We start from the raw sequence: 24,550 nt of genomic DNA, 5'->3' as shown, positions 1-24,550 counted from the left end.
ACTGGAGGGATGCCCGAAGGAGACGCCGTCTACCGCACGGCCGCGAAGCTGCGCGGCGCGCTGGACGGCCAGGTGCTCACCAGGTCGGACTTCCGCGTCCCCAGGCACGCCACGGCCGACCTGACCGGCCGTGCGGTCCTCACCACGGTCTCCAGGGGCAAGCACCTGCTCACCCGCGTCGAAGGCGACCTGACCGTGCACACCCATCTGCGCATGGACGGGAGCTGGCAGGTCATGGCGGCCGGACGCCGGACCGCGCCGGGCGACCAGGTCAGGCTGATCCTGGCCAACGAGCGGTGGCAGGCGGTGGGGGTCAGGCTGGGAATGGTGGATCTCGTCAGGACAGGCGAGGAGGCGCGGCTGGTCGGCCATCTGGGGCCGGATCTGCTCGGCCCGGACTGGGACCCGGATGAGGCCGTGCGAAGGCTGCGAGGGGCGCCCGACAGGACCATCGGGGAGGCGCTGCTCGATCAGCGCAACCTGGCTGGGATCGGCACGATCTATCGCGCCGAGACCCTGTTCCTGCGCGGTGTCTGGCCGTGGAAGAAGGTCGGGGAGATCGAGGATCTCAACGGGCTCGTGTCACTGGCCCAGCGCTTGCTGGACGCGAACAAGGGGCATGCGGGCACGGTGACCACAGGTGATCGCCGCCCGGCGAACCAGACGTGGGTCTACGGCAGGGCAGGGAGGCCCTGTCGCCGATGCGGCACCCGCATCAGCCGTGGGGAGATGGGGGCGCAGCCACAGGAACGGCTGATCCTGTGGTGTGCTGGCTGCCAGCTGGGTTAGGCAGCCACCATGTCCTTGACTTCGGGGAACACGGAGTCGGAAATAGACCCGGGGACCGTCTCCGTAAGGGGCAGCCGTTCGCGATCGGGCACGTCGGCCAGCACAGGGGCAGCCTGGAGCTCCGCCAGCGCGAACTGGTCGGAAACCTCACGCAACACCTGCGAAAGGGGCACTTCGAGTGCGCCGCAAATGGACGCCAGCAGCTCCGACGAGGCTTCCTTCTGGCCGCGCTCGACCTCGGACAAGTAGCCGAGCGAGACACGTGCCTGGGTGGACACCTCGCGTAGCGTGCGCCCCTGCCGCACCCTCAACCGCCTCAGCACGTCGCCGAGCAGCTGACGCAGCAGAATCATCTGTCGCTCCCTCCCCGGCGCGGATGACTTCACCACGCCCCGCGCGATCGGATCGTGCCGCACTGTGGTCTTCTTAGCTTCGTACATACTCCTCGCCGTCATCATGGGGCGTGGCCGCCCCGGGACCGCCGCTCGCGACGCTTCAGGCCCGCCTGCCGGGCGCTCGGTGCTTGCAGTTGGCTCACGGACCTCACTCACAGCTCCACCGTACCCGTATCCACCGACACCGCGTCAGACCGTGCTTCGCATGTTCGCTCGGGACGTAACACGGTAATCACCCGGAATGTTCCCCTATGTTCGCCTTCAGCACACCTGACAGTAGATCGACTGCCTCGTCCACCGTCTCTACCCTGATACGTTCGCGCGACCCGCCAAGTCTCAATTCACGCCCCCAAATCCTGCCTCCCGGCCCGCAGACGGCCGCGTACACGGTGCCGACGGGCTTGCCGTCCTGCGGCTCCGGCCCGGCCACACCCGTCACGGCCAGCCCGTACGTGGCCCCGCACAGCCGCGCGACCCCCGCCGCCATGGCCGCGGCCACCTCAGGATGTACGGCCCCCTCGCGCCGCAGCAGTTCCCCCGGCACCCCCAGCAGCTCCTGCTTGAGATCGGTGGCGTACGAGATCACCCCGCCCCTGAACGCCTTCGACGACCCCGAGACCGACGTGATGGCGGCCCCGATGAGCCCGCCGGTCAGCGACTCGGCCACCGCCACCGTGGCGGACCGGCTCACCAGCATCGTCAGAACCTCGGCCACATCGGCCATCGATCACTCCCCGCGCACCTGCCTGGCGACCTTGCGCAGCCGCACTGCCCTGATGACGTAGTCGACCCCGGTGGCCACGGTGACCACCAGAGCCGCCCCCATGACCACCCACCGGACGGGCCCCGGCACCCACGGCAGGAGATAGAGCACGATCGCGGCGATCTGCAGCACGGTCTTGACCTTGCCGCCGTAGCTGGCCGGGATGACCGCGCGCCGCAGCAGCAGGAACCTGAGTGCCGTGATGCCGAGCTCCCTGCCGAGGATCGGGATCGTGACCCACCAGGGCAGCTCGTTGAGTATGGACAGGCTCACCAGCGCCGCGCCGGTGAGCGCCTTGTCTGCGATCGGGTCGGCGATCTTGCCGAAGTCGGTGATCAGGCCGTACCGCCTGGCCAGCTCACCGTCCAGGTGATCGGTGATCGAGGCCACCGCGAAGACCGCCAGCGCGGCCACCCGCCAGCCCATCCCCGGCAGGAACAGGCAGACGACGAAGAAGGGGACGAGCACCAACCGGAGAACCGTGAGGACGTTGGCGATGTTCCACGGGCTTACGACGCGGCGCTCGTCCCTTTTCATGGACTTGCCTTGATACGCGCGATCAGGTCGACCCCCTCGGAGTCGACCACGACCGCGCGCACGATCTGCCCCCTGACGAGGCCGATCCCCTGAACCGTGACGGAGCCGTCGACCTCGGGACCCTGGTGGGCGGCCCGGCCCTCGTAGCCCCCGTCGCCCAGGTCGTCGTCGATCAGCACGTCGACCTCGGTGCCTATGCGCTCCTCCGCGCGCTGGGCGGTCAGCTCCTCGGCCAGCTCGGTGAGCACGCGCACGCGCTCGTCGATGACCTCCTGGTCGAGCTTGCCCGGCAGATCGGCGGCCTCCGTGCCGTCCTCGTCGGAGTAGCCGAACACGCCGATCACGTCGAGCCTGGCCGCCTCCAGGAAGCCCACCAGCTCGCCGAACTCCTCCTCGGTCTCGCCGGGGAAGCCCACAATGAAGTTGGAGCGCACGCCCGCCTCGGGGGCGCGCTCGCGGATGGTCTCGAGCAGCCCCAGGAAGCGCTCCGGGTCGCCGAAGCGGCGCATCCTGCGCAGCACGGTGCCACTCGCGTGCTGGAAGGACAGGTCGAAGTAGGGGGCGACGCCCTCGGTGCCCGTGAGCACGTCGATGAGCCCCGGACGTAGCTCGGCGGGCTGCAGGTAGCTGACCCGCACCCGGGAGACGCCCTCGACGGCCGCCAGCTCGGGCAGCAGCTTCTCCAGCGCCCGGAGGTCGCCGAGATCCTTGCCGTAGGACGTGGAGTTCTCGCTGACCAGGACGAGCTCGCGCACGCCACGGTGGGCCAGCCAGTCGGCCTCGGCCAGCAGTTCGTCGGGCCGGCGCGAGACGTAGGAGCCGCGGAAGGCCGGGATGGCGCAGAACGTGCAGCGCCGGTCGCAGCCGGAGGCCAGCTTGAGCGAGGCCACTGGGCTCTCGTCGAGGCGCTTGCGCAGCACGCGCGGGCCGCTCGCGGGCGCGAGGCCCGCGGGCAGATCGCCGTGGCCGGGGATGTTGGCCTTGGGGGCGCTGGCACGGTCCACCGGCGAGATGGGTAGCAGGGTGCGGCGGTCACGTGGCGTGTGGGGCTTCAGCGGCCGCCCGGCGAGGACGTCGTCGAGGCGGCCGCCGATCTCCGTGTAGTCGTCGAAGGAGATCACCGCGCTGGCTTCGGGCAGTGCCTGGGCCAGCTCGTTGCCGTAGCGCTCGGCCATACAGCCCGCTGCGACCACCTTTGCGCCGGTGTCGGCGGCGGCCAGCAGTGTGTCGATGGAGTCCTTCTTGGCCGAGTCGATGAAGCCACACGTGTTGACGACGACGACATCGGGGTCGTCGTCGCCCAGCTGCCAACCGGCAGCCTCGAGTCGCGCGGCCAGCTCCTCGGAGTCGACCTCGTTGCGCGCGCAGCCCAGAGTGATCAGCGATGCGGTTCGGCGGGATGACATGGTGAACACTACGGTATCGGGAGTTGGCCACCACCCGATGCACGGGCTCCCGCCAGATGGCTATCGCTCGGTCGTTTTGGGTGGCCCGAACGAGCGCCGCAGCATCTCCCCCCTGCCTGCGTCCAGCTTCACTTTCTTGCCGTTCACCTGCAGCGTAACGGCCGACGCATCCGCCAGCAGCACGCTGACCTTGTCTTCCGCACTCCACGTGTCGGACTTTCCGGCCTTCAGCGTGCCCGCGAACAGCTTGCGCCCCATCGCGTCGTGAGCCTGGACGTACGACGACCGCTTCGCCTTGATCTCGACGGTCACCGTGCGTTTGACCGCCTTGCCCGCCGCCGGCTTCGGCTGGACGGGCATGTTCGGCGGGACCTTGGGCCGGGCCGAGGCCACCTGCACGTCGGCCGTCCGCACCTGGTCGCTCGCGCCGCCCAGCACGCGCATCATGCCGAAGACGACCACGATCGCCAGCGCCACCCCGAGCGCCATCGTCCAGTTGGGCCCCCGCCGCTCCGGAACGTTGATCTTCTTGTCGGCCTGGAACACGGCCGAGGCCGCGACCGGCCTGGGCGCCCCGCCGTGCTGCTGGTCGTAGAGATGGACGGTGGCCTCCGGATCGAGCCCCACCGCCTTGGCCACGGCCTTGACGTGCCCCCTGGTGTAGAAGTCGCCACCGCACTGGCTGCCGTCATCCTGCTCCAGGCCATGGATGATCGCCTCGCGGATCCTGGTGGCCGCGCTGACCTGCTCGACGGTCAGCCCGGCAGCATGCCTGGCTGCCGCCAGCATGGCCCCGATGCTCTGCTCCTGCACAACGAACGCCTCCCCCACGGCACCTGCACCTGCTACCACAATGGGTAGTGATTTATATTCAACCAGTTACTACCCGGCAGGCACGCATTGGGGTCATTCGCCACGCAGGTCGGCCAGCAAACCCGGCAGATCGTCCGGTTTGACCAGCACCTCGCGGGCCTTGGAGCCCTCGCTCGGGCCGACCACGTTCCGGCTCTCCAGGAGGTCCATCAGCCGTCCCGCCTTGGCGAACCCGACCCGCAGCTTGCGCTGCAGCATCGAGGTCGAGCCGAACTGGGTGGTCACGATCAGCTCGGCGGCCTGGATCAGCACGTCGAGGTCGTCGCCGATGTCCTCGTCGATCTCCCGCTTGACCGGCGCGGCGGCCACGTCCTCGCGGTATTCGGCCTGCATCTGCGCCTTGCAGTGCGTGACGATCTCCGCGATCTCCTTCTCGGAGACGAACGCGTTCTGGATGCGGATGGGCTTGCTCGCGCCCATCGGCAGGAACAGCGCGTCACCCTGGCCGACCAGCTTGTCGGCGCCCGGCTGGTCGAGGATGACCCGCGAGTCGGTGAGGCTCGACACGGCGAACGCGAGCCTGGACGGCACGTTCGCCTTGATCAGGCCGGTGACGACGTCCACGGAGGGCCGCTGGGTGGCGATCACCAGGTGGATGCCGGCCGCGCGGGCGAGCTGCGTGATGCGCACGATCGAGTCCTCGACGTCGCGCGGGGCCACCATCATGAGGTCGGCCAGCTCGTCCACGATCACCAGCAGGTACGGGTACGGCTGGTAGACCCGCTCGCTCCCGGGCGGCGGCTGCAGCTTGCCGGCCCGCACGGCCTTGTTGAACTCGTCGACGTGCCTGAACCCCGACGCCGCCAGGTCGTCGTAGCGCCGGTCCATCTCGCCCACGACCCATTCGAGGGCTTCTGCGGCCTTCTTCGGGCTGGTGATGATCGGCGTGATCAGGTGGGGGATGCCCTCGTACACGCTGAGCTCGACCCGCTTGGGGTCTACCAGCACCATCCGCACCTCGTCGGGCGTGGCCCGCATGAGGATGCTGGTGATCAGCCCGTTGACGCAGACCGACTTACCGGCGCCGGTGGCGCCCGCGATGAGCAGGTGGGGCATCTTGGCGAGGTTCGCGACGATGGTGCGGCCCTCGACGTCCTTGCCCAGGCCGACGATCATCGGGTGGTGGTCGGCCTGCGCCACCTGCGCGCGCAGCACGTCGCCCAGGGCCACCAGGTCCTTGTCGGCGTTCGGGATCTCGACCCCGATCGCCGACTTGCCCGGGATGGGCGACAAGATCCGGACGTCGGCGGACTTGACGGCGTACGCGATGTTCTTCGTGAGCGCCGTGACCTTCTCCACCTTGACCGCGGGCCCCAGCTCGATCTCGTAGCGGGTCACCGTCGGCCCCCGGGTGAACCCGATCACCTGCGCGTCGATGGTGAACTGCTCCAGCACGCTGGTCAGCGCGTTGACCACGGTGGTGTTGGCCTTGGTCTGCGGCTTGGGCGCCGTGCCCTGCTTGAGGAACTGCAGGTCGGGCAGGCTGTACGGGCCCGCCTGCGGCGACAGCACGAGCTGCTCCACCTTGCGGGGCGCGGGCGTCGGCTGGGGCGGCTCCGGCCGCTTCTCGGGCTCGGCGGCGGGCGCCTCGTCCTCGTCCGTCAGACCGGGCACGATCTCGGGCGAGTGCTCGGGCCGCTTGTCGGTCTTGTCCGCCAGGACCGGGGTGTCGTACGGCTTGACCGACTCGCCCCCCTCCTCGGCGGGCTTCTTGGAGGTCCTGACCCGCTTCTTGCCCGGCTGCCGCGGCGCGGGCTCGGCATGCCGTTCGAAGAGCATGTGCTTGAGCTCGGCCAGCCGCTCCGGGATCCGGTGCACGGGGGTGGCGGTGATCACCAGCACGCCGAACCCGGACAGGAGCAGCAGCAGCGGGATCGTGATCCACGGCGGCAGGATGCTCATAGGCGGCGCCGACACGATGAACCCGACCATGCCCCCGGCCTGCGACACCTTGTCCATGCCCTGGCCCTCGCCGGCCGGGTAGGGAGTGCCGTTGGCCACGTGGATGACGCCCAGCACGCCGACCATCAGCGCGGCCCACCCGATCACCATGCGCCCGGTGTCGGCGTTCTGGTCGGGGTGGCGCAGGTAGCGCCAGGCCAGCAGCCCGAACAGCAGCGGCAGCGCCCACGCCAGCGATCCGAACACGCCGTGCACGGTCGCGTTCACCACGCCGGAGACGGCCCCGTCGGCGTTGCGCCACGTCATGGCCGCCAGCACGATCGCTCCCGCGAGCACCGTCAGGCCCACCCCGTCGCGCCGGTGCGCGGGATCGAGCTCGCGGGCGTTCTTGCCCAGCGCGCGAGCCGTGCTGCCGATGCCGTTGGCGAGCAGCATCCACAGCCCGACGATCAGCTTGCCGATCATCGTGAAGACCCAGCTGATCGGGTCCGGGTGGGTCATCGAAGGCTTGCGACCGGAGGCCGCCCGGGGACGTCCCGTCGACGCGGCCCCGCGCTTGGCGGGGGTCGGACGAGACGAGGTCGACCGCTTCGCCGGCCCCTTCGATGCGCTTTTCGGCGTACGGGTGGCCATGATGCCAAAGGTACGTCGGAGACACCGTGGATCGCGCGGAGGCTCGCCGACGACCCCGCCAAACGGGCACGAAGATCCCGGGAAGGTTCACCCGATGTCCACGTAAAAGCCGTACGACCGCAGACAACTCCTTCCTGAATGGTCCTATGCCACTCCTCAACCTCCGGGACATCGCGACGGAGACCGCGCTGCGCCCCGGTGTGCTCTACCGCTCCGCGCAGCCGCACACCCTCACGGCCGAGGACGCGAAGCTGGTGGCCGGCCTGCGGCTCATCGCCGACCTGCGCGGCGACAACGAGCGGGGCCCCGGCGACTGGGCCCCCGTCCTCGGCGGCGCCGTCCGGCACGCGCTGCTCGGCGCGGGCTCCTCCGACGCCTCGCCCGCCCAGCTCGCGGCACTGCCGCCCGACCTGACCCTCGGCGACCTGTACGTCGGCCTCCTGCGCCACAGGACGACCTGGTTCGCCGGCGTCGTCGCCGAGATCGCCGACGGCCTGCCCGCCCTCGTCCACTGCGCCGCGGGCAAGGACCGCACCGGCATCGTCGTCGCGCTGATCCTCGACCTGCTCGGCGTGGAGCACGAGGCCATCGTCCGCGACTACGCGCTCACCGCGAAGGCGCTGCCCGACGTCATGCTCATGCTGGACATGACGCCGTCGCGGGACGCGCCCGCCGCGCTGCTGGAGGCGCCGGAGAGCGCGATGCGGACGTTCCTGGTCGCGCTGGGCGAACTCGGCGGCGCGGAGCGGCTCCTACTGGCCAACGGCCTCACCAAGGCGCACGTGGACCGCCTCAGGGCCGCCCTCGTGCCCTGATCGCGTCGGTCCGGCCCACCTTCTTCGCAACAGGAGGTATCAACGGCACCATTCTGACACTCTGAGAGTGACCGTACTGCCACATCGAGTGATGTTCTAGGACGCAGAGTGGACACGACCAGGGTGTCGAGCACGGCCTTCGACGGGACGCCCCTTGCCCCGGCTCAGGCGCGCAAGTTCGTCCGCCAGGTGCTCGGCGAATGGCGCCTGAGCCATCTGGCGGAGGACGCCGTGCTGCTGACCAGCGAACTCGTCACGAACGCCGTCGTGCACGCGGGCACCGGCGTCGAGCTCACCTGCCGCCTGGACGTGACGGCCAGCCCTCCGAAGCTGGAGATCGAGGTCGACGACCGCCACCCCACGCGGACGATCATGGCGGCCGGGCCCGCGCCCGAGCCGACGCGTGCGTCGGGGCGCGGCCTCGCGCTCGCGGGCATGCTGGCCGACGCCTGGGGCGTCACGTACACGAGGACCGCCAAGCGCGTCTGGGTGCGCATGGAGATCTCCGACGGCTGCGACGTCCAGGAGCCCGCGCCGCCGCCGCCCACCGCTGCGCCCATCGAGACCCTGCACGTCGGCGTGATCGTCGCCGACCGCGACGGGGTCGTGCGGTCGTGGAACCCGGAGGCCGAGAAGCTGCTCGGCTGGCGGGCCGACCAGGCGGTCGGCCGATCCCTGGAGCGGTTAGTGGCCTGGCGCGGCCACGGGCCGTACGCGCTGTCGCTGGCCGACACCCTCGGCCTGGGCCGCTGGCGGGGCGAGGCGCGCATGCGGCACCAGGACGGCCGGCTCGTCCCCGTCTACGTCTCCCACCTGCGCTCCCGGCGGCAGCGCTGCTCGATCTGGATGGTGGTGGCCGCCGACCACGGCTACGTGCTGACGCCACCACCGGCGCCGCAGCTGGGCGGGGCCGGCCGGCGCATCAAGGACCTGCTCGGCCAGGACATGCCGTTCGCCGAGCTGCTCGACACGATCGCCCGGATCGTGCAGATCTCCAGCGGGGGCGACGCCGCGTACGTGCTGCTCGCCGCGGAGGGCGGCAACAGGTTCGGCGTGGCGGCGGGCGCGGGCGCGACGGCGGGGCTGGTGGGGGTGCTGGCCACCGGCGTGTTCGGCGCGGAGCGCACGACCCCCACCATGATCGAGGACCTGCTCGCCGTGGACGTCGAGCTGGCCCAGCAGCTGCGCGCCAGGTCGCTGGCGTGCGCGCCGCTGCTGGTCGGCGGGGAGCTGGCCGGCTACATCGTGGTGACGGCCGCCCAGCCGGACCGCTTCGACCAGGAGCTCACGGTCAGCCTCCAGCACATCGCCGGCCAGGTGGCCGTGCCCGTGCAGCGCGAGCGGCTGGCCGAGCAGGACCGCGCGCACCGGGGGCGGCTGTCGTTCCTGGCGGAGGCGGGCGAGCTGCTGGCGGGCGTGCACGACGAGGAGCTGATCGCGGCGCTGACCGCGCAGCTCGTCGTACCCAAGATCGCCACCTGGGCGGCCGTCTACCTGACCGACCTCGCGGGCATGACCAGGCTCGCCCACGTCTGGCACAGCGAGGAGCGCCACAACGCCGACCTGCGCAAGTCGCTGCCCGCCATCCCGCGCACCGCCCTCAGCGAGGTGAGCTGGCCGGTCGGCCCCGAGACCGTGCTGTCGTTCCCGCTGCTCACGCAGGGCAGGTCGCACGGGGCGCTGGTGATCGGCCGCACCGAGCCGACCCTGCCGCTGGAGCTGGCCGACCTGCTGTCGGACCTGTGCCGCCTGGTGGCGCTCAACCTGCACACCGCCATGCTGTACGCCAGGCAGGCGACCACCTCCCGGGTGCTGCAGCGCAGCCTGCTGCCCATGCGCGTGGCGCCCATGCCCGGCCTGGAGTCCGCGGTCGTCTACGAGCCGGCCGAGGAGGGCGCGCACGTCGGGGGCGACTTCTACGACCTGTTCACGGTGGCCGACCACTGGTGCTTCGCGCTGGGCGACGTCTGCGGCAGCGGGCCCGAGGCGGCCGCCGTCACCGGGCTCGCCCGCCACGCCGTACGCCTGCTGGCCAAGGAGCACTACACGGTGGCCGACATCTTCGACCGGCTCAACCACGCGCTGCTGGAGGAGGGCGAGGAGGGCAGGTTCCTCAGCCTGCTGTGCGGCGAGCTGACCCCGCTGCCGCAGGGCGGCGCGCTCTGCACGATCGCCTCCGCGGGCCACCCTCCCCCACTCCTGCTGCGGCGGGACGGCAAGGTCGAGCCCATGGCGAGCCCGCAGCTGCTGCTGGGCATCGAGTCCGGCGCCAGGTTCTACGTCGAGACGTTCGAGCTGGCGCCGGAGGAGCTGCTGCTGTGCGTCACCGACGGGGTGACCGAGCGGCGCAACGACGGCCGGCTGCTCGACGACGGCGACGGGCTGGCCGAGCTGCTGGCCGGCTGCACGGGGCTGAGCGCCCACGCGGTGGCCGAACGCGTGCGGCACGCGGTCGAGACGTTCGCCGAGCAGCCACCGCAGGACGACGTGGCCCTGCTGGTGATCAAGGCCTCACCTAGATGAACTTGTACGTGGTGGTCGAGGTACGCCGCGTGCCCGGGCGGAGCACGGTGGAGGGGAACTGGGGCTTGTTGGGCGAGTCGGGGAAGTGCTGCGTCTCCAGGCACAGCCCGCCGAAGGGCCCGTACGGCGTCGCGTCCCCGTCCAGCATGTGGCCGGTGTAGAACTGCACGCCCGGCTCGGTCGTCGTGACCTCCATGGTCAGGCCGCCGGCCGTCACCGTGGCGCCGCCGCCGCCGAGCACGTAGCAGTGGTCGTAGGCGCCGTCGTTGCGCTCCCCCACCGCGTGCGGCTCGGTGAAGTCGAACGCCGTGCCCTTGACCGGCGCGAGCTCTCCCGTGGGGATCTTGGCGTCGTCCACCGGCAGGTAGTGGTCGGCGTCGATCCGCACGACGTGGTCGCGCACGTCGCCCTCGCCCGAGAGGTCGAAGTAGGAGTGGTTGGTCAGGTTGACCACGGTCGGGGCCTCGGTCTCCGTCTCGTAGTCGATGCGGAGCGCGTCGTCCTCGAGCGTGTACGTCACCCGGGCGGTCAGCGTGCCGGGGTAGCCCTCGTCGCCGTCGGGACTGATCAGCCTGAGCGTCACCGACGTGGCGTCGTTGGACTCGATGGACCACACGTGCTTGTCGAAGCCCACGATGCCGCCGTGCAGGTGGGCGGTGCCGTTGTTGACGGCCAGCTCGTACTCGACGCCGTCCAGGGTGAAGCGGCCGTTCGCGATGCGGTTGCCGTACCTGCCGACGACCGCGCCGAAGTAGCGGCTGCGGGTCAGGTAGTCCTCCAGCGTGTCCAGGCCGAGGACCACGTTGCGGCCGGACACCTCCAGCGAGCGCACGATGGCGCCGTACGTGAGCACCTCGGCGCGCAGCCGTCCCGACGACAGCTCCACCAGCTCGACGCTCTCCCCTGACGGCAGCGTTCCGAAGTTCATGATTGGGCCCTTCCCGTGGACTCTCTGACAATGAGGGCGGTGTCGAGGGTCACTGTCGCGCCCTCGCCCCCCGACTGGAGCAGCAGGTCGACGGCCATCCTCCCGGCGGCCACGGCCGGCATGGCCACCGTGGTGAGCTTGGGCCGGTTGAGCCGTCCCGGCAGGATGTCGTCGAACCCGATCACACTTATCTGGTCTGGTACCCCTATCCCCATCTCCGACAGCCCCTCAATGAGGCCAAGCGCGACGAGATCGTTGTACGCCAGCACCGCCGTGGCCCCGCAGGCCGCCACGTCGGCGGCCACCGCCAGGCCGCCCGACTCCGTGGGCTGGTTGGGGCCGAAGAAGACGAGGTCGAGCCCGGACGACTCGGCCGCGGCGCCCTGCATCTCGTTGCTGGTCCACGAGCCGATCGGGCCCGACACGAGCGCGATCCTGCGATGCCCCAGCCCGACCAGGTGCTCCAGCGCCAGCTTGGCGCCCTGTGCGACGTTCATCAGGACGGCGGGCATGCCGCGGATGCGCCGGTTGACCACCACGAACGGCACGTCCTCGGCCAGCCGTTCGATCATCTTGTTCGACAGGCGGGGGCTGCACAGCAGGACGCCGTCCACCTGCTTGGTGAACGTCCTGATCAGCTCCTCCTCGACGCGCGGATCCTCGTCGGTGTCGGCCACGAACACGTGGTAGTCGCGGCCCCTGGCCTGCGCCTGGGCGGCCTTGATGAGCGGCGGGAAGAACGGGTTGGCGATGTCCGCCACGATCAGGCCCATGTTGAACGTGCGGCCGGTCGTGAGCGCCCTGGCGGCGCGGTTGGGCCGGTAACCGAGGTCGTCGGCGGCGGCCAGCACGCGGCTTCTGGTGGCAGGATTGACCAGGTGGGGGGCGGAGAAGGTGCGGGACACGGTGGAGACGTGCACGCCGCAGGCGCGGGCCACGTCCTTGATCGTCGCCGCCATCGTCGTTCTCCCTTGCAAACGGTTGCCAGAATAAACCTTGACCTTCGCGCCTCCCGTCGTCAAGGTTCTTGCAACCGGTTGCCGGCCTCCCCGCTCTCCACCCCATACGATGCGGCCGGCCCGGTACGGCGGCGGCCGCCGATCGACCAGGGTTACCAGCGACCCCCCAGCTCGTTGAGGGTGAACACCCCTCCGGCGCGGTTGTGGAGCGGCTCGGAAAGATCCGGCTCCCCCAGCTCGGCGATGAGCGCCGCCGCCTGGGAGTCGGAGGAGTCGCGGGACTCGTACCCGATGGCCTTGGCCTCCTCCAGCGACCACCACCGCCGCGCGTTGTCCGAGACCCCCCAGACCACGTGGTACCCGGGCGCGGTCAGCGCCGCCTCGACCAGCCGGGTCAGGTCGTCAGGCGAGATCCACGTGGCCAGCCCCCGCGTGTCGCCGGAGGCCTCGTTGCAGGTGCCGAGCCGGACCACGGTGACATTCATGCCGAACCGGTCGCGGTACAGGCTCCCGAGCGCCTCCATGACGACCTTGCTCACTCCGTAGAAGGTGTCAGGCCGGGGAAAGGCGTAGTCGGGCAAATCGGAGCCGTCAGCGGGGCGGGTGTGGTAACCGGCCGCGTGGTGGCTGCCCATGAGCACCAACTGCCGGACGCCCTCCTCGCGCGCCGCCTCCAACAGCACTTGCGTGCCGTTGATGTTGGCCTGCACGATGTCAGCCCAGGGATGTTCCCGGCTCTGGCCGCCAAGGTGAATCACCGCGTCCACGCCCTTCATCGCCTCGGCCACCGCGGCCGGGTCGGCGAGGTCGGCCGTCACCCACTCCTCGCCGGGGCCCGGCTCGATCGGGTGAAGGTCGGAAAGCCGCAGGGTGCGGCCGTCACGGGCGAGCCGTGGGCGGAGCAGCGTGCCAACTTTTCCAGCAGCTCCGGTCATAAGAATGCGCATGTCTCATGGTGTACACGATTCTGGCCGAAATTCACATCCTTGAATATTGACCGTGAACCATGCAACTAGTTACGTTCACAGCCACGAGTTCAAGTCCACGACTCATGTCCACGTATGTGAACGGGAGGCGGTCTGATGTCACGTCGTCTGCTCGGGGTCGCGATGACAGCGACCCTGGCCGTAACGCTGACAGGCTGCGGTTCCGGGGGATCAAGCTCAGACAACGCTCTGGAGATCTGGATCAGGCAGGCGCCCGATTCGGACTCCGCCAAGACGGCGGTGAAACTCGCCGACGCATTCACGAAGGCCAGCGGGGTGAAGACGAAAGTCGTCGCGCTATTCGACGACTTCGAGACCAAGCTGAACCAGCAGGCCGCCCAGAAGAAGCTTCCCGACATTGTGATCAACGACACCGCCCAGCTCGGAAACATGCACTCGCAGGGCTGGCTGCGCGAGATCGACAAGGCCACGCTGGCCGGCAGCGACAAGCTGTCCGACCGCGCGTGGGTGGCCGCGACGGGCAGCGACGGCAAGCTCTACGCCGCCCCGTTCTCCGCCCAGGCCTTCGCGCTGATCGTACGGAAGGACTGGCGCGAGAAGGTCGGCATGGAGCCGCCGAAGACCTGGGACGACCTGGCCAAGCTGGCGCAGGCGTTCACCGAGAAGGACCCCGACGGCAACGGCCAGGCCGACACGGCCGGCTTCGTCATCCCGGCGGGCACCAAGCGCGGCTACGCCTCCTGGTACGCCTCGTCCCTCATCTACGCCAACGGCGGAGACTTCATCAAGAGCACCGGTGGCGGCCACTTCCAGTCCACGGTCAGCGACCCCAAGACCGTCGAGGCCGTCCAGTACCTGCAGGACCAGTTCTGCAAGTCCAAGACCGTCAACCCCGGCGCCGTGAGCAACGACACGACCGTCACGCACGAGGTGTTCGAGAAGGGCCAGGGCGGCATCTACCTGGTCGGTCCGTATGTGCTGGCCAGGTTCGTCAAGAGCGTCGGGACCGACAAGATCGAGGTTCTGCCCCTGCCCAAGGGCCCGTCCGGTGGTCCCGGCACCCTCGGCGAGGGCGAGAACGTCTACCTGATGGCCGGCTCCGACCAGCAGGACGCGCAGAAGAAGTTCGCCGAGTTCGCGATCTCCCCTGACGGCCAGCGGATCGGCATGAACAAGGACGCCAACGGCGCCATCGTCCGCCTGCCCGTCAACACCCAGGTCGACATGGCCGCCGAGCGGCAGGATCCGCGCTGGAAGGTGTTCCAGGACGCGTACGCGAACGCCGTCTACGCCCCGCCCGTGCCGAACTGGGCGCCCATCCGCCAGGACTCCGCCGACTCCATCAACGCGGTCTGGGCCGACTGCTCCTCCAACGTCAAGGCGGCCATGGACCAGCTGAACACCAAACTCACCCAGGAACTCCAGAGCCAGAAAGCGTCATGACCTCGACACTGACCGAGGCGCGCAGCCGGACGGCGACCCCCCACCGCCGCACCAAGCGGGTGCGGTGGCGGGGGCCGCTGATCACCTGGCTGTTCCTGGCGCCCGCGCTGCTGCTGTTCCTGTACTTCAAGTTCATCCCGATGTTCGTGGGCCTGTGGAAAAGCTTCTTCAAGGTCCAGACGTTCCTCGGTGACGAGTGGCTGGGCCTGCAGAACTACCAGACGATCATCAGCGACGCCGACTTCGCCGCGGCCATCTGGCACAGCATCCTGCTGGCCCTTGGCACCACGGTCGGCTCGCTCGTCCTGGGGCTGGGGTTCGCGCTGCTCATCGAGGGGCCGGCGCGCTACCTGTGGTTCGTGCGCACCGCGGCGTTCCTGCCCGTCGTCACCACGATGGCGGCCGTGGCCGAGGTGTGGCGGATCATGTTCCACCCGGCCGACAGCGGGATGCTGAACGTCATCATCGGCTGGGCCGGCATCGATCCCCAGCCGTGGCTGGCCAGCGAGCACTCCTCCCTGTGGTCGATCATGCTGATGAGCATCTGGCGCGGCACCCCGTACGACATGATGATCTTCCTGGCCGGGCTGGTCGGCGTCGACCGCACGCTCTACGAGGCCGCGGCCGTCGACGGCGCCTCCACCTGGCACCGACTGCGGCACATCACGCTGCCCGCCCTGCGGCCGGTGTTCTGGATCCTGTTCACGCTGGCCGCCATCCGCGGGCTGCGGGTCTTCGTCGAGGTGTACGTCCTGACGAACGGCGGTCCGAACGGGTCGTCCGAGGTGCTGATGACGCTGATCTACAAGCTCGGGTTCCAGAAGAACGACCTGGGTGTGGCCTCGGCGGGCGGGATCGTGCTGTTCCTGGCCACGCTGGTGCTCACCCTGGTCGCGCAGATGTTGCGCAGGAGGCAGGCGACATGAGGTTCGACAGCGCGCTGGGGCTGGAGTCGCGCAAGGGGCCGCTGGCCGTCGGCGGAAAGATCCTGATTTATGGCTTTATGGTGGTGGTTTTCACCGGGCCGCTGGTCGGGCTGCTCGTCAGCGCCTTCAGCAAGACGCTCGACCCCACCGCCTTCTCCCTGTGGCCGGACGAGTTCACGCTGGAGAACTTCGTCCAGGCCAAGGAGAAGAACGTCTACCTCTACCTGCTGAACTCCTTCATCGTCGTGGGCTTCGGCCTGCTGCTGCAGATGCTGGTGAGCGTCTTCGCCGCGTACTCGCTGGCCCGCAAGAAGTTCCGCGGCATGACGTTCGTCCTGCTGCTCATGCTCACCACGATGATGCTCCCCGAGGAGATCATCGCGATCCCCCTCTCGCTGGTCCTGGCCGACATGCCGCTGCTGCACGTGAACCTCATCGGCACGTACGCGGGCATGATCCTGCCGGTCGGCGCCTGGGGCTTCTCCATCCTGGTCATGACCGAGTTCATGAAGGAGGTGCCGGTCGAGCTGGAGGAGGCCGCGCGCATCGACGGCGCGGGGGAAATACGGATCTTCGCCACCATCATCCTGCCGCTGTGCCGTCCCGCGCTCGGCGTGATCGGGGTGTTCGGCTTCACGATGATCTGGGACCAGTACCTGCTGCCCCTGATCGTCGCGCCCGAGTCGAGCATGTGGACGCTGCCCATCGCGCTGCGTTCGCTCCGCTCCGACGAGGAGGTCGGGATCGGCGTGCTGCTGGCCGCCTCGCTGCTGGCGCTGCTGCCGTCGATCATCGCGTTCCTGGCCTTCCAGCGGCAGTTCATGCGCGGTCTGACAAGCGGTGCCATCAAGGGTTAAGTGTCCATGTATCTGGACGCTATCCCATATCCTGGATGTCAACCCGCAGCAGTAGAGGGGATGGAGTATGGAGCCTCAGCTGGTCAAGTCCGCGGAGCGGACGGTGCGCATCCTGGAGGCCCTGGCCGATTCGCACGACAGCCTGACGCTGTCGGAGCTCCAGCAGCGCACCGGGTTCCCGCGCAGCAGCCTCCACGCCCTCATGCGGACGCTGGTCGAGCTCAACTGGGTCGAGACCGACTCGGCCAGGTCCGCGTTCGGGATCGGGCCGCACGCGCTGCTCACCGGCACCGCGTACCTCGACAAGGATCCCGCGCTGCCGTTCGCGCAGGAGACCTTGGAGGACCTGCGGGCAGAGATCGGCCAGACCGCCCATTTCGCCCGCCGCGACGGCGCGCACGTGCTCTACCTGGCCACCCGCGAGTCACGCGAGGCCGACCACGTGATCCCCAGGGTGGGCCGGCGCCTGCCCGCCCACGTCACCGCGCTCGGCCAGGTGCTGCTCGCCCAGCTCACCGACGACGAGGTCATGGCCATCCTGCCCGACCCGCTGTCCTCGCTCACCGACCGCACCATCACCGACCTGAACAAACTGACCGGCGAGCTCGACCAGGTCCGCACCCGCGGCTGGGCGTACGAACGCGAGCAGGGCACCCCCGGCCTGGCCTGCGTGGCCGTCGCGGTCGACTACCGCATCCCGGCCACCGACGCGATCAGCTGCTCGATGCCCGCGAGGCTGGCCCCCGCCGAGGTCGAGCGGATCACCGAGGCGGCGATCAAACACACCCGCAAGCTGGCTGCCACTCTTCGCAGGGAGGGCATCCGCTAGAAAGGACCGTCGATGCGGCTGGATGGTGTTCTCTTCTTCCCGGTGACCCCCTTCGAAACCGATGGCGACCTCGCCGAACCCGTGCTGGCCCGGCACGTCGCCGACGGAGTCGCGGCGGGAGCGGGAGGAGTGTTCGCCGCGTGCGGCACCGGTGAGTTCAACGCCCTCGACCTCGACGAGTACACCCGGGTGGTGGGCGTCGCCGTCGCCTCCACCGCGGGCCGCGTCCCCGTCTTCGCCGGCGCCGGCGGCCCGCTGCCCGCCGCCAGGGCCATCGCCCGCGCGGCCGCCGCCCAGGGCGCCGACGGGCTGCTGCTCATGCCGCCGTACCTGGTCAGCGGCCCGCCCGCGGGCCTGGTGCGCTACGTACGCGAGGTGGCCGCGACCGTCGACCTGCCGATCATCATCTACCAGCGCGGCACCGCCCGCTTCACCCCCTCAGCCGTCGCCGAACTCGCCGAGCTGCCCAACATCATCGGCTTCAAGGACGGCCTGGGCGACTTCGACCTGCTGCAACGGATCATCCTCACCGTCCGCCGGTCCACCGGCAAGGACTTCACCTTCTTCAACGGCCTCCCCACCGCCGAACTGACCGTCCCCGCCTACCGCGGCCTCGGCGTGAACCTGTACTCGAGCGCGGTGTTCGCCTTCGCGCCCGAGATCTCCCTGGCCTTCTACAAGGCGGTGACGGGCGGGGACGAGGTGCTGACGCAGCGGCTGCTGACCGACTTCTACCTCCCGCTGGTGGAGCTCCGCGATCTTGTTCCCGGCTATGCGGTCTCGCTGGTGAAGGCGGGGGCGCGGTTGCGGGGTACGGAGGTCGGAGGCGTACGCCCGCCTCTGCTGGACCCGACCCCTGAGCACACGGCCTCCCTGGAACGCATCATCACCACCGGCCTGGCCATAGCCGGTTGATTCAGCCTCAGCTGACGTCGAAGGGCGGCAGCTCAGCCAGGTTCAGAATGGCTGCCGGCGGGAAGTCCGGCCACGAGCTCGGCGGGTCTTGCTTCAGGTTGCGCAGGTGCTTGTCGATGAAGCGCTGAGCATGGCGCAGGACCCTGACTGCGGTGGCGGCGTCGATGGCGCCGTCCTGCAGCGCGTCAGCGAGCCCGCCTTCGAGTGCGTCGACGAAGGTGACCGGCCTTCGGATCTGTATGCCTCGTACCTCTTCAAGGGTTACGAATCGCAGTATGACCGCGTCGGGACGCAGCGCCCGCCCAGCCCTCCACCCCAAGCCAACGCCTGACCTTCACCCCAGCACCGACGCTCCACCCCACCCAGAGCCCAACCCCACCTCACCCCGAAGCCGACAGCCGGCTCGCACCCGGGCCGACACCCGACCCCCACCCCAGGCAACCGAGCCCAGCCCCATTGCCACGCCGTCGCCATTGCCACACCGTCGCCATTGCCACACCGTCGCCATTGCCACACCGTCGCCCATGGCGGCCCCTCGGCCCACGACCGACCAGCCAGCCTCACAGCCGGCCAGTCAGCCGCACGAAACCATCGCCACGAGCCCCGTCAGCCCGCGACCACCATCACCCCCCATTTCGGGAGTGACCCGCTCACACCTCCAGACGACCGTCAACCCTCCGCGGAACGGACAGCGGGTTGTCGTCCTTGAGCTCGTCCGGCAGCAGCGCCTCCGGCCAGTCCTGGTACGCCGTGGGCGCCAGCCACCGATCGATCGCCGTCGCCCCGACAGAGGTGGACGTCGTGGTCGCGGCAGGCCAAGGACCGCCGTGCTGCATCGCCCAGCACACGGCCACCCCGGTCGGCCACCCGTTCCAGATAAGCCGGCCGGCCTTCCTCCCGAGCACCTCGACGACGTCGCCGGCCTCCTCCGGATCGGTGCCGTGGACGGTCGCGGTCAGCGACCCTTCCAGCCGCTCAAGCACGGGCCTCAAATCGGAAATTTCCCGATACGTCACCACGATCGACGCCGGCCCGAAGCACTCCTCGGCGATCCGCGGCAGCTTCTCCTCGAACGTGTCGAGATCGGCGGTGAACACCTTGGGCGTGACCGCCCAGCTCCCCTCCCCAGGCTTGCCCTCGGCCAGCAGCTGCAGCTCGCCCAGCCGCTCGACACCGCCGACGTACCCGTCCCTGATCCGCTCGGCCAGCATCGGGCCACCGCTGGTCCCCTCGACCGCCTCGGCCAGGGCCTTGCGCAGCTCGTCACCCTCGGGCACGAACATGAGCCCGGGGTTCGTGCAGAACTGCCCGACCCCCAGCGTCAGCGACCCGGCGAACCCCGTGGCCACGTCCTTGGCCGGCGCGGAGGGCAGCACGACGACGGGGTTGACGCTGCCCAGCTCGCCATAGAACGGGATCGGCACCTCCCGCTCGTCGATCAGGCGCTGGATAGCCTTGCCGCCGGCCACGGACCCGGTGAACCCGGCCGCGACCACCCCGGGGTGCTGCACCAGATCGATCCCCGCCTGCATGCCCTGCACCAGACCCAGCAGGTCGGGGTACGGGAGCGCGTCACGAACGATCTTCGCCACCCGCTCGGAGGTGTTCGGGTGCCCGGGGTGCGCCTTGACGACCACCGGACATCCCGCTGCCAGCGCGGACGCCGTGTCACCACCGGCCACGGAGAACGCGAACGGGAAGTTGCTGGCCGCGAACACGGCGACGACGCCCGGCAGCGCGTGCTTCATCCGCCGCACGTCGGGCCGGGGCGGCGCGAGCGAGGCATCCGCATGATCGATGATGGCCTCGACGTAACCGCCGTCCCTGAGGACCTGGGCGAAGAGCCGGAACTGTCCCGCCGTACGCGCGACCTCGCCGCGCAGCCGTACCTCGCCGAGCGCGGTCTCCTGGTCGGCGAGCTGCCACAGCTCGTCCACGTGCGCGGTGAGCGCGTCGGCGACGGCCTCGAGCGCGAGCGCCCGCTCAGCCGCCGGAGTCGCCCGCCAGGCAGCGCCGGCGGCGGCCGCGGCGGAAACGATCAAGTCGACCCCGGCACTGTCGGTCTCCGGCAGTGCGGCGCCAACGGTCCCGCCGGTCCTGGGGTCGTGTCCGTAGATCATCGAAAGGCCCTTCCGAGCTTGACACTTCTTCAGCTTGATTCTTACAGTTGCGGCAACTTGTCCACAAATCTGGCTATTGTTCACATATCTGGACGGCGGTCTAAATGATCATCAGACAGATCCGCGTCACGCCTGTCGCCTTCCGGGATCCGCCGCTTCTGAACGCCGCCGGAGTCCACGAGCCGTGGGCCCTCCGTACCATTGTCGAGGTCGTCACCGATGAGGGCCTGACCGGGTTGGGGGAGACCTATGGAGACCTCGGGCACCTGGGCAAGGTACGCGAGTGCGCGCAGGCCCTGATCGGCCTCGACGTGCACGCCACGAACACGATGTACGCCCGGATCAGCGCGATCGTCGGCCACACGGTGACCGACCTGCACGGACTGACCGGTGCCGCCACCAAGGAGAAGAGCATCGACCGGGTCTTCTCCCCCTTCGAGGTGGCTTGCCTCGACATCCGGGGCAAGGCGGCCGGTGTCCCGGTGAGTGATCTGTTGGGCGGCCGTGTCCGGGATGCGGTGCCGTACAGCGCGTACCTCTTCTACAAGTGGGCGGGCCACCCCGGCCAGGACCCCGACCGGTTCGGCGCAGCCTTGGACGAATCGGGTCTCGTAGAACAAGCGTCCCTCCTCATCAAGGAATACGGCTTCGAGTCCATCAAGCTCAAAGGCGGCGTTTTCCCTCCCGACCAGGAAATAGCCGCAACCCGCGCGCTTCACGAGGCATTCCCTGGGGTTCCCCTCCGCCTGGACCCGAACGCCGCCTGGACGGTCGAGACCTCGATCCGCGTGGGCCAGGAACTGGAGGGCGCCCTCCAATACCTGGAGGACCCCACTCCCGGCATTTCCGGCATGGCGGAAGTGGCCGCCGCCGTCCCCATGCCGCTCGCCACGAACATGTGCGTGGTCACCCATGAGCACCTCCCTCCTGCCATCGCCTCCCGCGCGATCGGCGTGCTCCTCCTGGACCACCACTACTGGGGCGGTCTCGTACGTTCCGCGCACGTCGCCGCCTTGTGCGACACATTCGGCCTGGCGCTGTCCATGCACTCCAACTCCCATCTCGGGATCAGCCTGGCCGCCATGACCCATTTGGCCGCCGCCACACCGAACCTCACGTTCGCGTGCGACACGCACACCCCCTGGCAGGATGGCCAGGACGTGGTCGCGCCCGGCGTCCTGCGCTTCGTGAACGGCGCCGTCCCCGTGCCCACCGGCCCCGGCCTCGGCGTCGAGCTCGACCGCGACGCGCTGGCCGTCATGAACGAGCAGTACGAGACGTGCGGGATCTCCGTCCGCGACGACACGAGTTACATGCAACGCTTCGAGCCCACCTTTTCCGCAAGGAGACCGCGCTGGTGAACGTGGCCTACGTCTACCCCTGGGACATCGTCGGCGACCCCTCCGCCCCCGACCGCCTGGCCGGCCTCGGGGTGGAGGCGGTAGCTCTGGCAGCGAGCTACCACTCGACGAGAGCGGCCACGCCTTACCACCCGTCCCATCGCGTACTCGACGTTCCCTATCCGGCCTTCTACCTGCCGATCCGCCCGGCGTCCTGGTCCCGTCTGGTCCCCGCGGCCCCCACCTGGACCCCTGAGGACGCGTACCTCCAGGCCCGAGACGCTCTGAAGGCGGTCGGCCTCCAGGTACACGCATGGACCGTCCTGACGCACAACTCCCACCTGGGCACCGCGAATCCCGACCTGGTCGTACGCAACGCCTTCGGCGACCCGTACCCGTACGCGCTCTGCCCCGCCCACGAGGACGTCCTGGAGTACTGCGAGCGCCTGGTCAAGGAGATCCTCACGGTGGGCGAGCCGGACGGCCTCATCCTGGAGGCCTGCGGCCCCATGGGCTTCGGCCACCAGAGCGTCCACGAGAAAACCTCCGGTGCGGACTGGACACCCGCCGACTCAGACCTCCTCTCCCTGTGCTTCTGCGCTGCCTGCGCCGACCGCTACCCCGCAGACACCCGAGACAGAGTTCGCGCCACCATCGACCGCACCCACCTCACGCAACCCACCCCTGCCCCCACCGCCAGCACCACAACGACCGGCACCACCGGCACCGGCACCAGCACCGGCACCGGCACCGGCACCGGCACGATCGGCACCACCACGGCGGGCAACACGACGGCCAGCGCCACCGCGGCCGACACCAGCACCACGGCCAGCACCACCCCGGCCGACACCAGCACCACGGCCAGCACCACCCCGGCCGACACCAGCACCACGGCCAGCACCACCCCGGCCGACACCAGCACCACGGCCGGCACCGCGACTCCCAGCACTCACCCCCCCACCATCGAACAGGCTCTCGGCGAGCTGACCGACGAGGTACGCGCCGTTCGCGTAGACCTGTCCGACTCTCTCCGCCACCGCCTGATCGCCATCGCCCGCAACACCGCCCCCAACACCCCCATCACCCTGCACGCCAACCCGAACCCCTGGGCAGCAGGCGCCTTCGCACCACTGCCGTCAGGCGAACCGGGAGCAGACGTGCTGGTGGCCAACTGCTGGGGCGACCCCGCCACGGACGCCACCCGCCTCGCCCAGCTGAAGGACCTGTCCACCCCCGGCCAGCGAATCGGCGCCTACGTCCTGGCCCTGCCCCCTCGTCCGGCCGACGCCGCAGCCCTGGCCGACCAACTCCGTACGTACGCCAAGGCAGGGGCGACCGAGTTTCACCTGTACCACGCCGGTCTGGCCTCCCCACAGCGCCTGGCCGCCATCACAGAAGCTCTACGCCAGCACGCCTAACACGACAAATTCAGCCACCCGAACACCCGCCGAGAACCGAACTCCAGGGTCCTGCGCCATACGCAGGGCCCTGAGCACTGAAGTCCCCCGCACCGTGGATAAGTTGCCATACGTGACCAATGTGCGAATTGTGTACCGAAAGTACGGCGGAGCGCTGCACTGGAACCACCCCGGCCAACTGCTGGGCGAGGACGAACACGGAGTATGGGCCGAAGTCCCCGGCGGAACGGTCGCCCGCAAGGGCGAGGGCCCACCGGTCACGTGGGAGACCACTGCGATCATGCTGTTCCCTCGAAACGCCTGGTGGACTGCGTCCTTCAACGCACCACCCCACCGAAGCGAGATCTACGTCGACGTCACGACCGTCCCCGAGTGGAGAGACGGCGAGGTGACGATGCTCGACCTCGATCTCGACGTGATCAGGATGCGAGACGGCCGGCTCATCCTCGACGACGAAGACGAGTTCGCCGAACATCAGGTCCTCCTGGGCTATCCCCCCGAGCTCATCACCCAGGCAGAAGCCACTGCCCGCTGGCTACTCGACGCAGTAGGCCACAGAAAGGGCCCATTCGGCGGCGCCCACCTCGAATGGCTTACCAGAACCACCTGACCAACTCACGGCCCGACCGCCAACGCCGGAGTGGATCAGCCGCACAGTCGCACGCGATAAACCCGGTGACGTCTATGGTCATCCCCGCGATAATCGCCGACGTGAAAAAGGTCGAGGTCGAGGTCGAGATCGAGGTCGTCGTCGCCCATCGCGAACGCGCAACCCTGCGCGTCGGTGACGTGTTCCTGAAGATCGACTCCGATCAGACGCGCACCGACGTCGAGGTCGAGGCGATGGCCATGGCGCCGATCCCGACGCCGGAGGTCCTGTGGCGGAAGCCGCCCGTGCTCGCGCTCGCCACCCTCCCAGGCACGGCACTCGGCCGCCTCGGCGAGCCGTCGACCGCGTCGCCGGCGGCGTGGGCCGCGGCGGGTGCCGCCGCACGGATGCTGCACGACGCGCCACTGCCGCCATGGCCCGGTCGGAGCCTCGACGAGGTCGCATCGCGCCTCGACGTCGAATGCGAGTGGCTCGTCACGAACGGCGTCCTTCCCACCGACCTGGTCACGCGCAACCGCCGGGTTGCCGAGGCTGCGCTCCGGCCGTGGACGCCGGTGTTCACGCACGGCGACCTGCAGATCACTCACGTGTTCGTCGACGGTGACGAGATCACCGGCGTGAT

The 24,550-nt window shown here is 69.5% G+C and carries 23 protein-coding genes; 12 read left to right on the top strand and 11 right to left on the bottom strand.

Annotated features, from left to right (window positions below):
- Positions 1-9: 9 nt before the first annotated feature.
- Positions 10-789: a DNA-formamidopyrimidine glycosylase family protein gene (locus ACWDX9_RS21320; RefSeq protein WP_449956502.1), complete on the top strand. Its 780-nt coding sequence runs from the start codon at positions 10-12 to the stop codon at positions 787-789.
- Here the strand turns inward: ACWDX9_RS21320 and ACWDX9_RS21315 are convergent.
- The 6 genes from ACWDX9_RS21315 to ACWDX9_RS21290 form a co-directional block, all read right to left on the bottom strand.
- Complete coding sequence (locus ACWDX9_RS21315) at positions 786-1,142, bottom strand: helix-turn-helix domain-containing protein (protein ID WP_185071833.1); 357 nt, start codon at positions 1,140-1,142, stop codon at positions 786-788. The two genes, ACWDX9_RS21320 and ACWDX9_RS21315, sit on opposite strands and share 4 nt — an antisense overlap.
- A gap of 274 nt (positions 1,143-1,416) precedes the next feature.
- Positions 1,417-1,908 carry a CinA family protein gene (locus ACWDX9_RS21310; protein ID WP_449956499.1) on the bottom strand — a complete coding sequence of 164 codons (492 nt, stop codon included), beginning with the start codon at positions 1,906-1,908 and terminating at the stop codon, positions 1,417-1,419.
- Positions 1,909-1,911: 3 nt separating this feature from the next.
- Entirely contained in the window at positions 1,912-2,484 is a 573-nt protein-coding gene (gene pgsA / locus ACWDX9_RS21305; RefSeq protein WP_449956497.1) for a CDP-diacylglycerol--glycerol-3-phosphate 3-phosphatidyltransferase, read from the bottom strand.
- Positions 2,481-3,890: a 30S ribosomal protein S12 methylthiotransferase RimO gene (rimO, locus tag ACWDX9_RS21300; protein ID WP_449956494.1), complete on the bottom strand. Its 1,410-nt coding sequence runs from the start codon at positions 3,888-3,890 to the stop codon at positions 2,481-2,483. Before rimO ends, pgsA begins: the two co-directional genes overlap by 4 nt.
- Before the next feature lie 60 nt (positions 3,891-3,950).
- On the bottom strand, positions 3,951-4,721 hold the full coding sequence (locus tag ACWDX9_RS21295; protein WP_364240200.1) for a helix-turn-helix domain-containing protein: 771 nt from the start codon (positions 4,719-4,721) through the stop codon (positions 3,951-3,953).
- Between the two features lie 75 nt (positions 4,722-4,796).
- Positions 4,797-7,298, bottom strand: coding sequence for a DNA translocase FtsK (locus ACWDX9_RS21290; RefSeq protein WP_449956490.1), 2,502 nt, complete (start codon positions 7,296-7,298; stop codon positions 4,797-4,799).
- Positions 7,299-7,444: 146 nt separating this feature from the next.
- Here ACWDX9_RS21290 and ACWDX9_RS21285 point away from each other — a divergent pair, with 146 nt between their 5' ends.
- Both ACWDX9_RS21285 and ACWDX9_RS21280 read left to right on the top strand, forming a co-directional pair.
- Positions 7,445-8,113: a tyrosine-protein phosphatase gene (locus ACWDX9_RS21285; RefSeq protein ID WP_449956487.1), complete on the top strand. Its 669-nt coding sequence runs from the start codon at positions 7,445-7,447 to the stop codon at positions 8,111-8,113.
- Between the two features lie 108 nt (positions 8,114-8,221).
- Complete coding sequence (locus ACWDX9_RS21280) at positions 8,222-10,636, top strand: SpoIIE family protein phosphatase (protein WP_449956484.1); 2,415 nt, start codon at positions 8,222-8,224, stop codon at positions 10,634-10,636.
- Here the strand turns inward: ACWDX9_RS21280 and ACWDX9_RS21275 are convergent.
- The 3 genes from ACWDX9_RS21275 to ACWDX9_RS21265 all read right to left on the bottom strand — a co-directional run bounded on the left by ACWDX9_RS21275 (position 10,629) and on the right by ACWDX9_RS21265 (position 13,470).
- Positions 10,629-11,564 (bottom strand): aldose epimerase family protein, encoded by a 936-nt coding sequence (locus ACWDX9_RS21275; RefSeq protein ID WP_449956481.1) that lies wholly within the window; start codon positions 11,562-11,564, stop codon positions 10,629-10,631. The two genes, ACWDX9_RS21280 and ACWDX9_RS21275, sit on opposite strands and share 8 nt — an antisense overlap.
- Positions 11,561-12,523: a LacI family DNA-binding transcriptional regulator gene (locus tag ACWDX9_RS21270; RefSeq protein ID WP_449956479.1), complete on the bottom strand. Its 963-nt coding sequence runs from the start codon at positions 12,521-12,523 to the stop codon at positions 11,561-11,563. The genes ACWDX9_RS21275 and ACWDX9_RS21270 overlap by 4 nt, the downstream gene beginning before the upstream one ends.
- A gap of 152 nt (positions 12,524-12,675) precedes the next feature.
- Positions 12,676-13,470 (bottom strand): NAD-dependent epimerase/dehydratase family protein, encoded by a 795-nt coding sequence (locus ACWDX9_RS21265; protein WP_449956477.1) that lies wholly within the window; start codon positions 13,468-13,470, stop codon positions 12,676-12,678.
- A gap of 135 nt (positions 13,471-13,605) precedes the next feature.
- Here ACWDX9_RS21265 and ACWDX9_RS21260 point away from each other — a divergent pair, with 135 nt between their 5' ends.
- From ACWDX9_RS21260 to ACWDX9_RS21240, 5 genes are all read left to right on the top strand, one after another.
- A complete protein-coding gene (locus ACWDX9_RS21260; protein WP_449956474.1) occupies positions 13,606-14,913 on the top strand; it encodes a sugar ABC transporter substrate-binding protein in 1,308 nt (435 codons plus the stop codon).
- Positions 14,910-15,839: a carbohydrate ABC transporter permease gene (locus ACWDX9_RS21255; protein WP_350724721.1), complete on the top strand. Its 930-nt coding sequence runs from the start codon at positions 14,910-14,912 to the stop codon at positions 15,837-15,839. The genes ACWDX9_RS21260 and ACWDX9_RS21255 overlap by 4 nt, the downstream gene beginning before the upstream one ends.
- On the top strand, positions 15,836-16,696 hold the full coding sequence (locus tag ACWDX9_RS21250; protein ID WP_449956471.1) for a carbohydrate ABC transporter permease: 861 nt from the start codon (positions 15,836-15,838) through the stop codon (positions 16,694-16,696). Before ACWDX9_RS21255 ends, ACWDX9_RS21250 begins: the two co-directional genes overlap by 4 nt.
- 67 nt (positions 16,697-16,763) lie before the next feature.
- Positions 16,764-17,525 (top strand): IclR family transcriptional regulator, encoded by a 762-nt coding sequence (locus ACWDX9_RS21245; RefSeq protein ID WP_350724718.1) that lies wholly within the window; start codon positions 16,764-16,766, stop codon positions 17,523-17,525.
- A gap of 12 nt (positions 17,526-17,537) precedes the next feature.
- Positions 17,538-18,440, top strand: a complete 903-nt coding sequence (locus ACWDX9_RS21240) for a 5-dehydro-4-deoxyglucarate dehydratase (protein WP_449956468.1) — start codon at positions 17,538-17,540, stop codon at positions 18,438-18,440.
- A gap of 7 nt (positions 18,441-18,447) precedes the next feature.
- Here the strand turns inward: ACWDX9_RS21240 and ACWDX9_RS21235 are convergent, their stop codons facing one another.
- The gene (locus ACWDX9_RS21235) at positions 18,448-18,759 is read right to left on the bottom strand and encodes a hypothetical protein (RefSeq protein ID WP_449956465.1); all 312 of its coding nucleotides are present in this window, start codon (positions 18,757-18,759) and stop codon (positions 18,448-18,450) included.
- Between the two features lie 331 nt (positions 18,760-19,090).
- Complete coding sequence (locus tag ACWDX9_RS21230; protein WP_449956464.1) at positions 19,091-20,560, bottom strand: aldehyde dehydrogenase (NADP(+)); 1,470 nt, start codon at positions 20,558-20,560, stop codon at positions 19,091-19,093.
- A gap of 104 nt (positions 20,561-20,664) precedes the next feature.
- Between ACWDX9_RS21230 and ACWDX9_RS21225 the strand changes: the two genes are divergently transcribed.
- The 4 genes from ACWDX9_RS21225 to ACWDX9_RS21210 all read left to right on the top strand — a co-directional run.
- Positions 20,665-21,921, top strand: a complete 1,257-nt coding sequence (locus ACWDX9_RS21225) for a glucarate dehydratase family protein (protein ID WP_449956461.1) — start codon at positions 20,665-20,667, stop codon at positions 21,919-21,921.
- On the top strand, positions 21,918-23,318 hold the full coding sequence (locus ACWDX9_RS21220) for a hypothetical protein (protein ID WP_449956458.1): 1,401 nt from the start codon (positions 21,918-21,920) through the stop codon (positions 23,316-23,318). The genes ACWDX9_RS21225 and ACWDX9_RS21220 overlap by 4 nt, the downstream gene beginning before the upstream one ends.
- A gap of 112 nt (positions 23,319-23,430) precedes the next feature.
- Positions 23,431-23,928 carry a DUF402 domain-containing protein gene (locus ACWDX9_RS21215; RefSeq protein ID WP_449956455.1) on the top strand — a complete coding sequence of 166 codons (498 nt, stop codon included), beginning with the start codon at positions 23,431-23,433 and terminating at the stop codon, positions 23,926-23,928.
- Between the two features lie 101 nt (positions 23,929-24,029).
- Positions 24,030-24,550: phosphotransferase (locus tag ACWDX9_RS21210; RefSeq protein WP_449956453.1), on the top strand; the 521-nt coding region annotated here is incomplete at its 3' end.

The sequence above is a fragment of the Nonomuraea sp. NPDC003201 genome (genome assembly GCF_053590415.1).
This window is presented reverse-complemented; position numbering and strand designations above follow the sequence as displayed.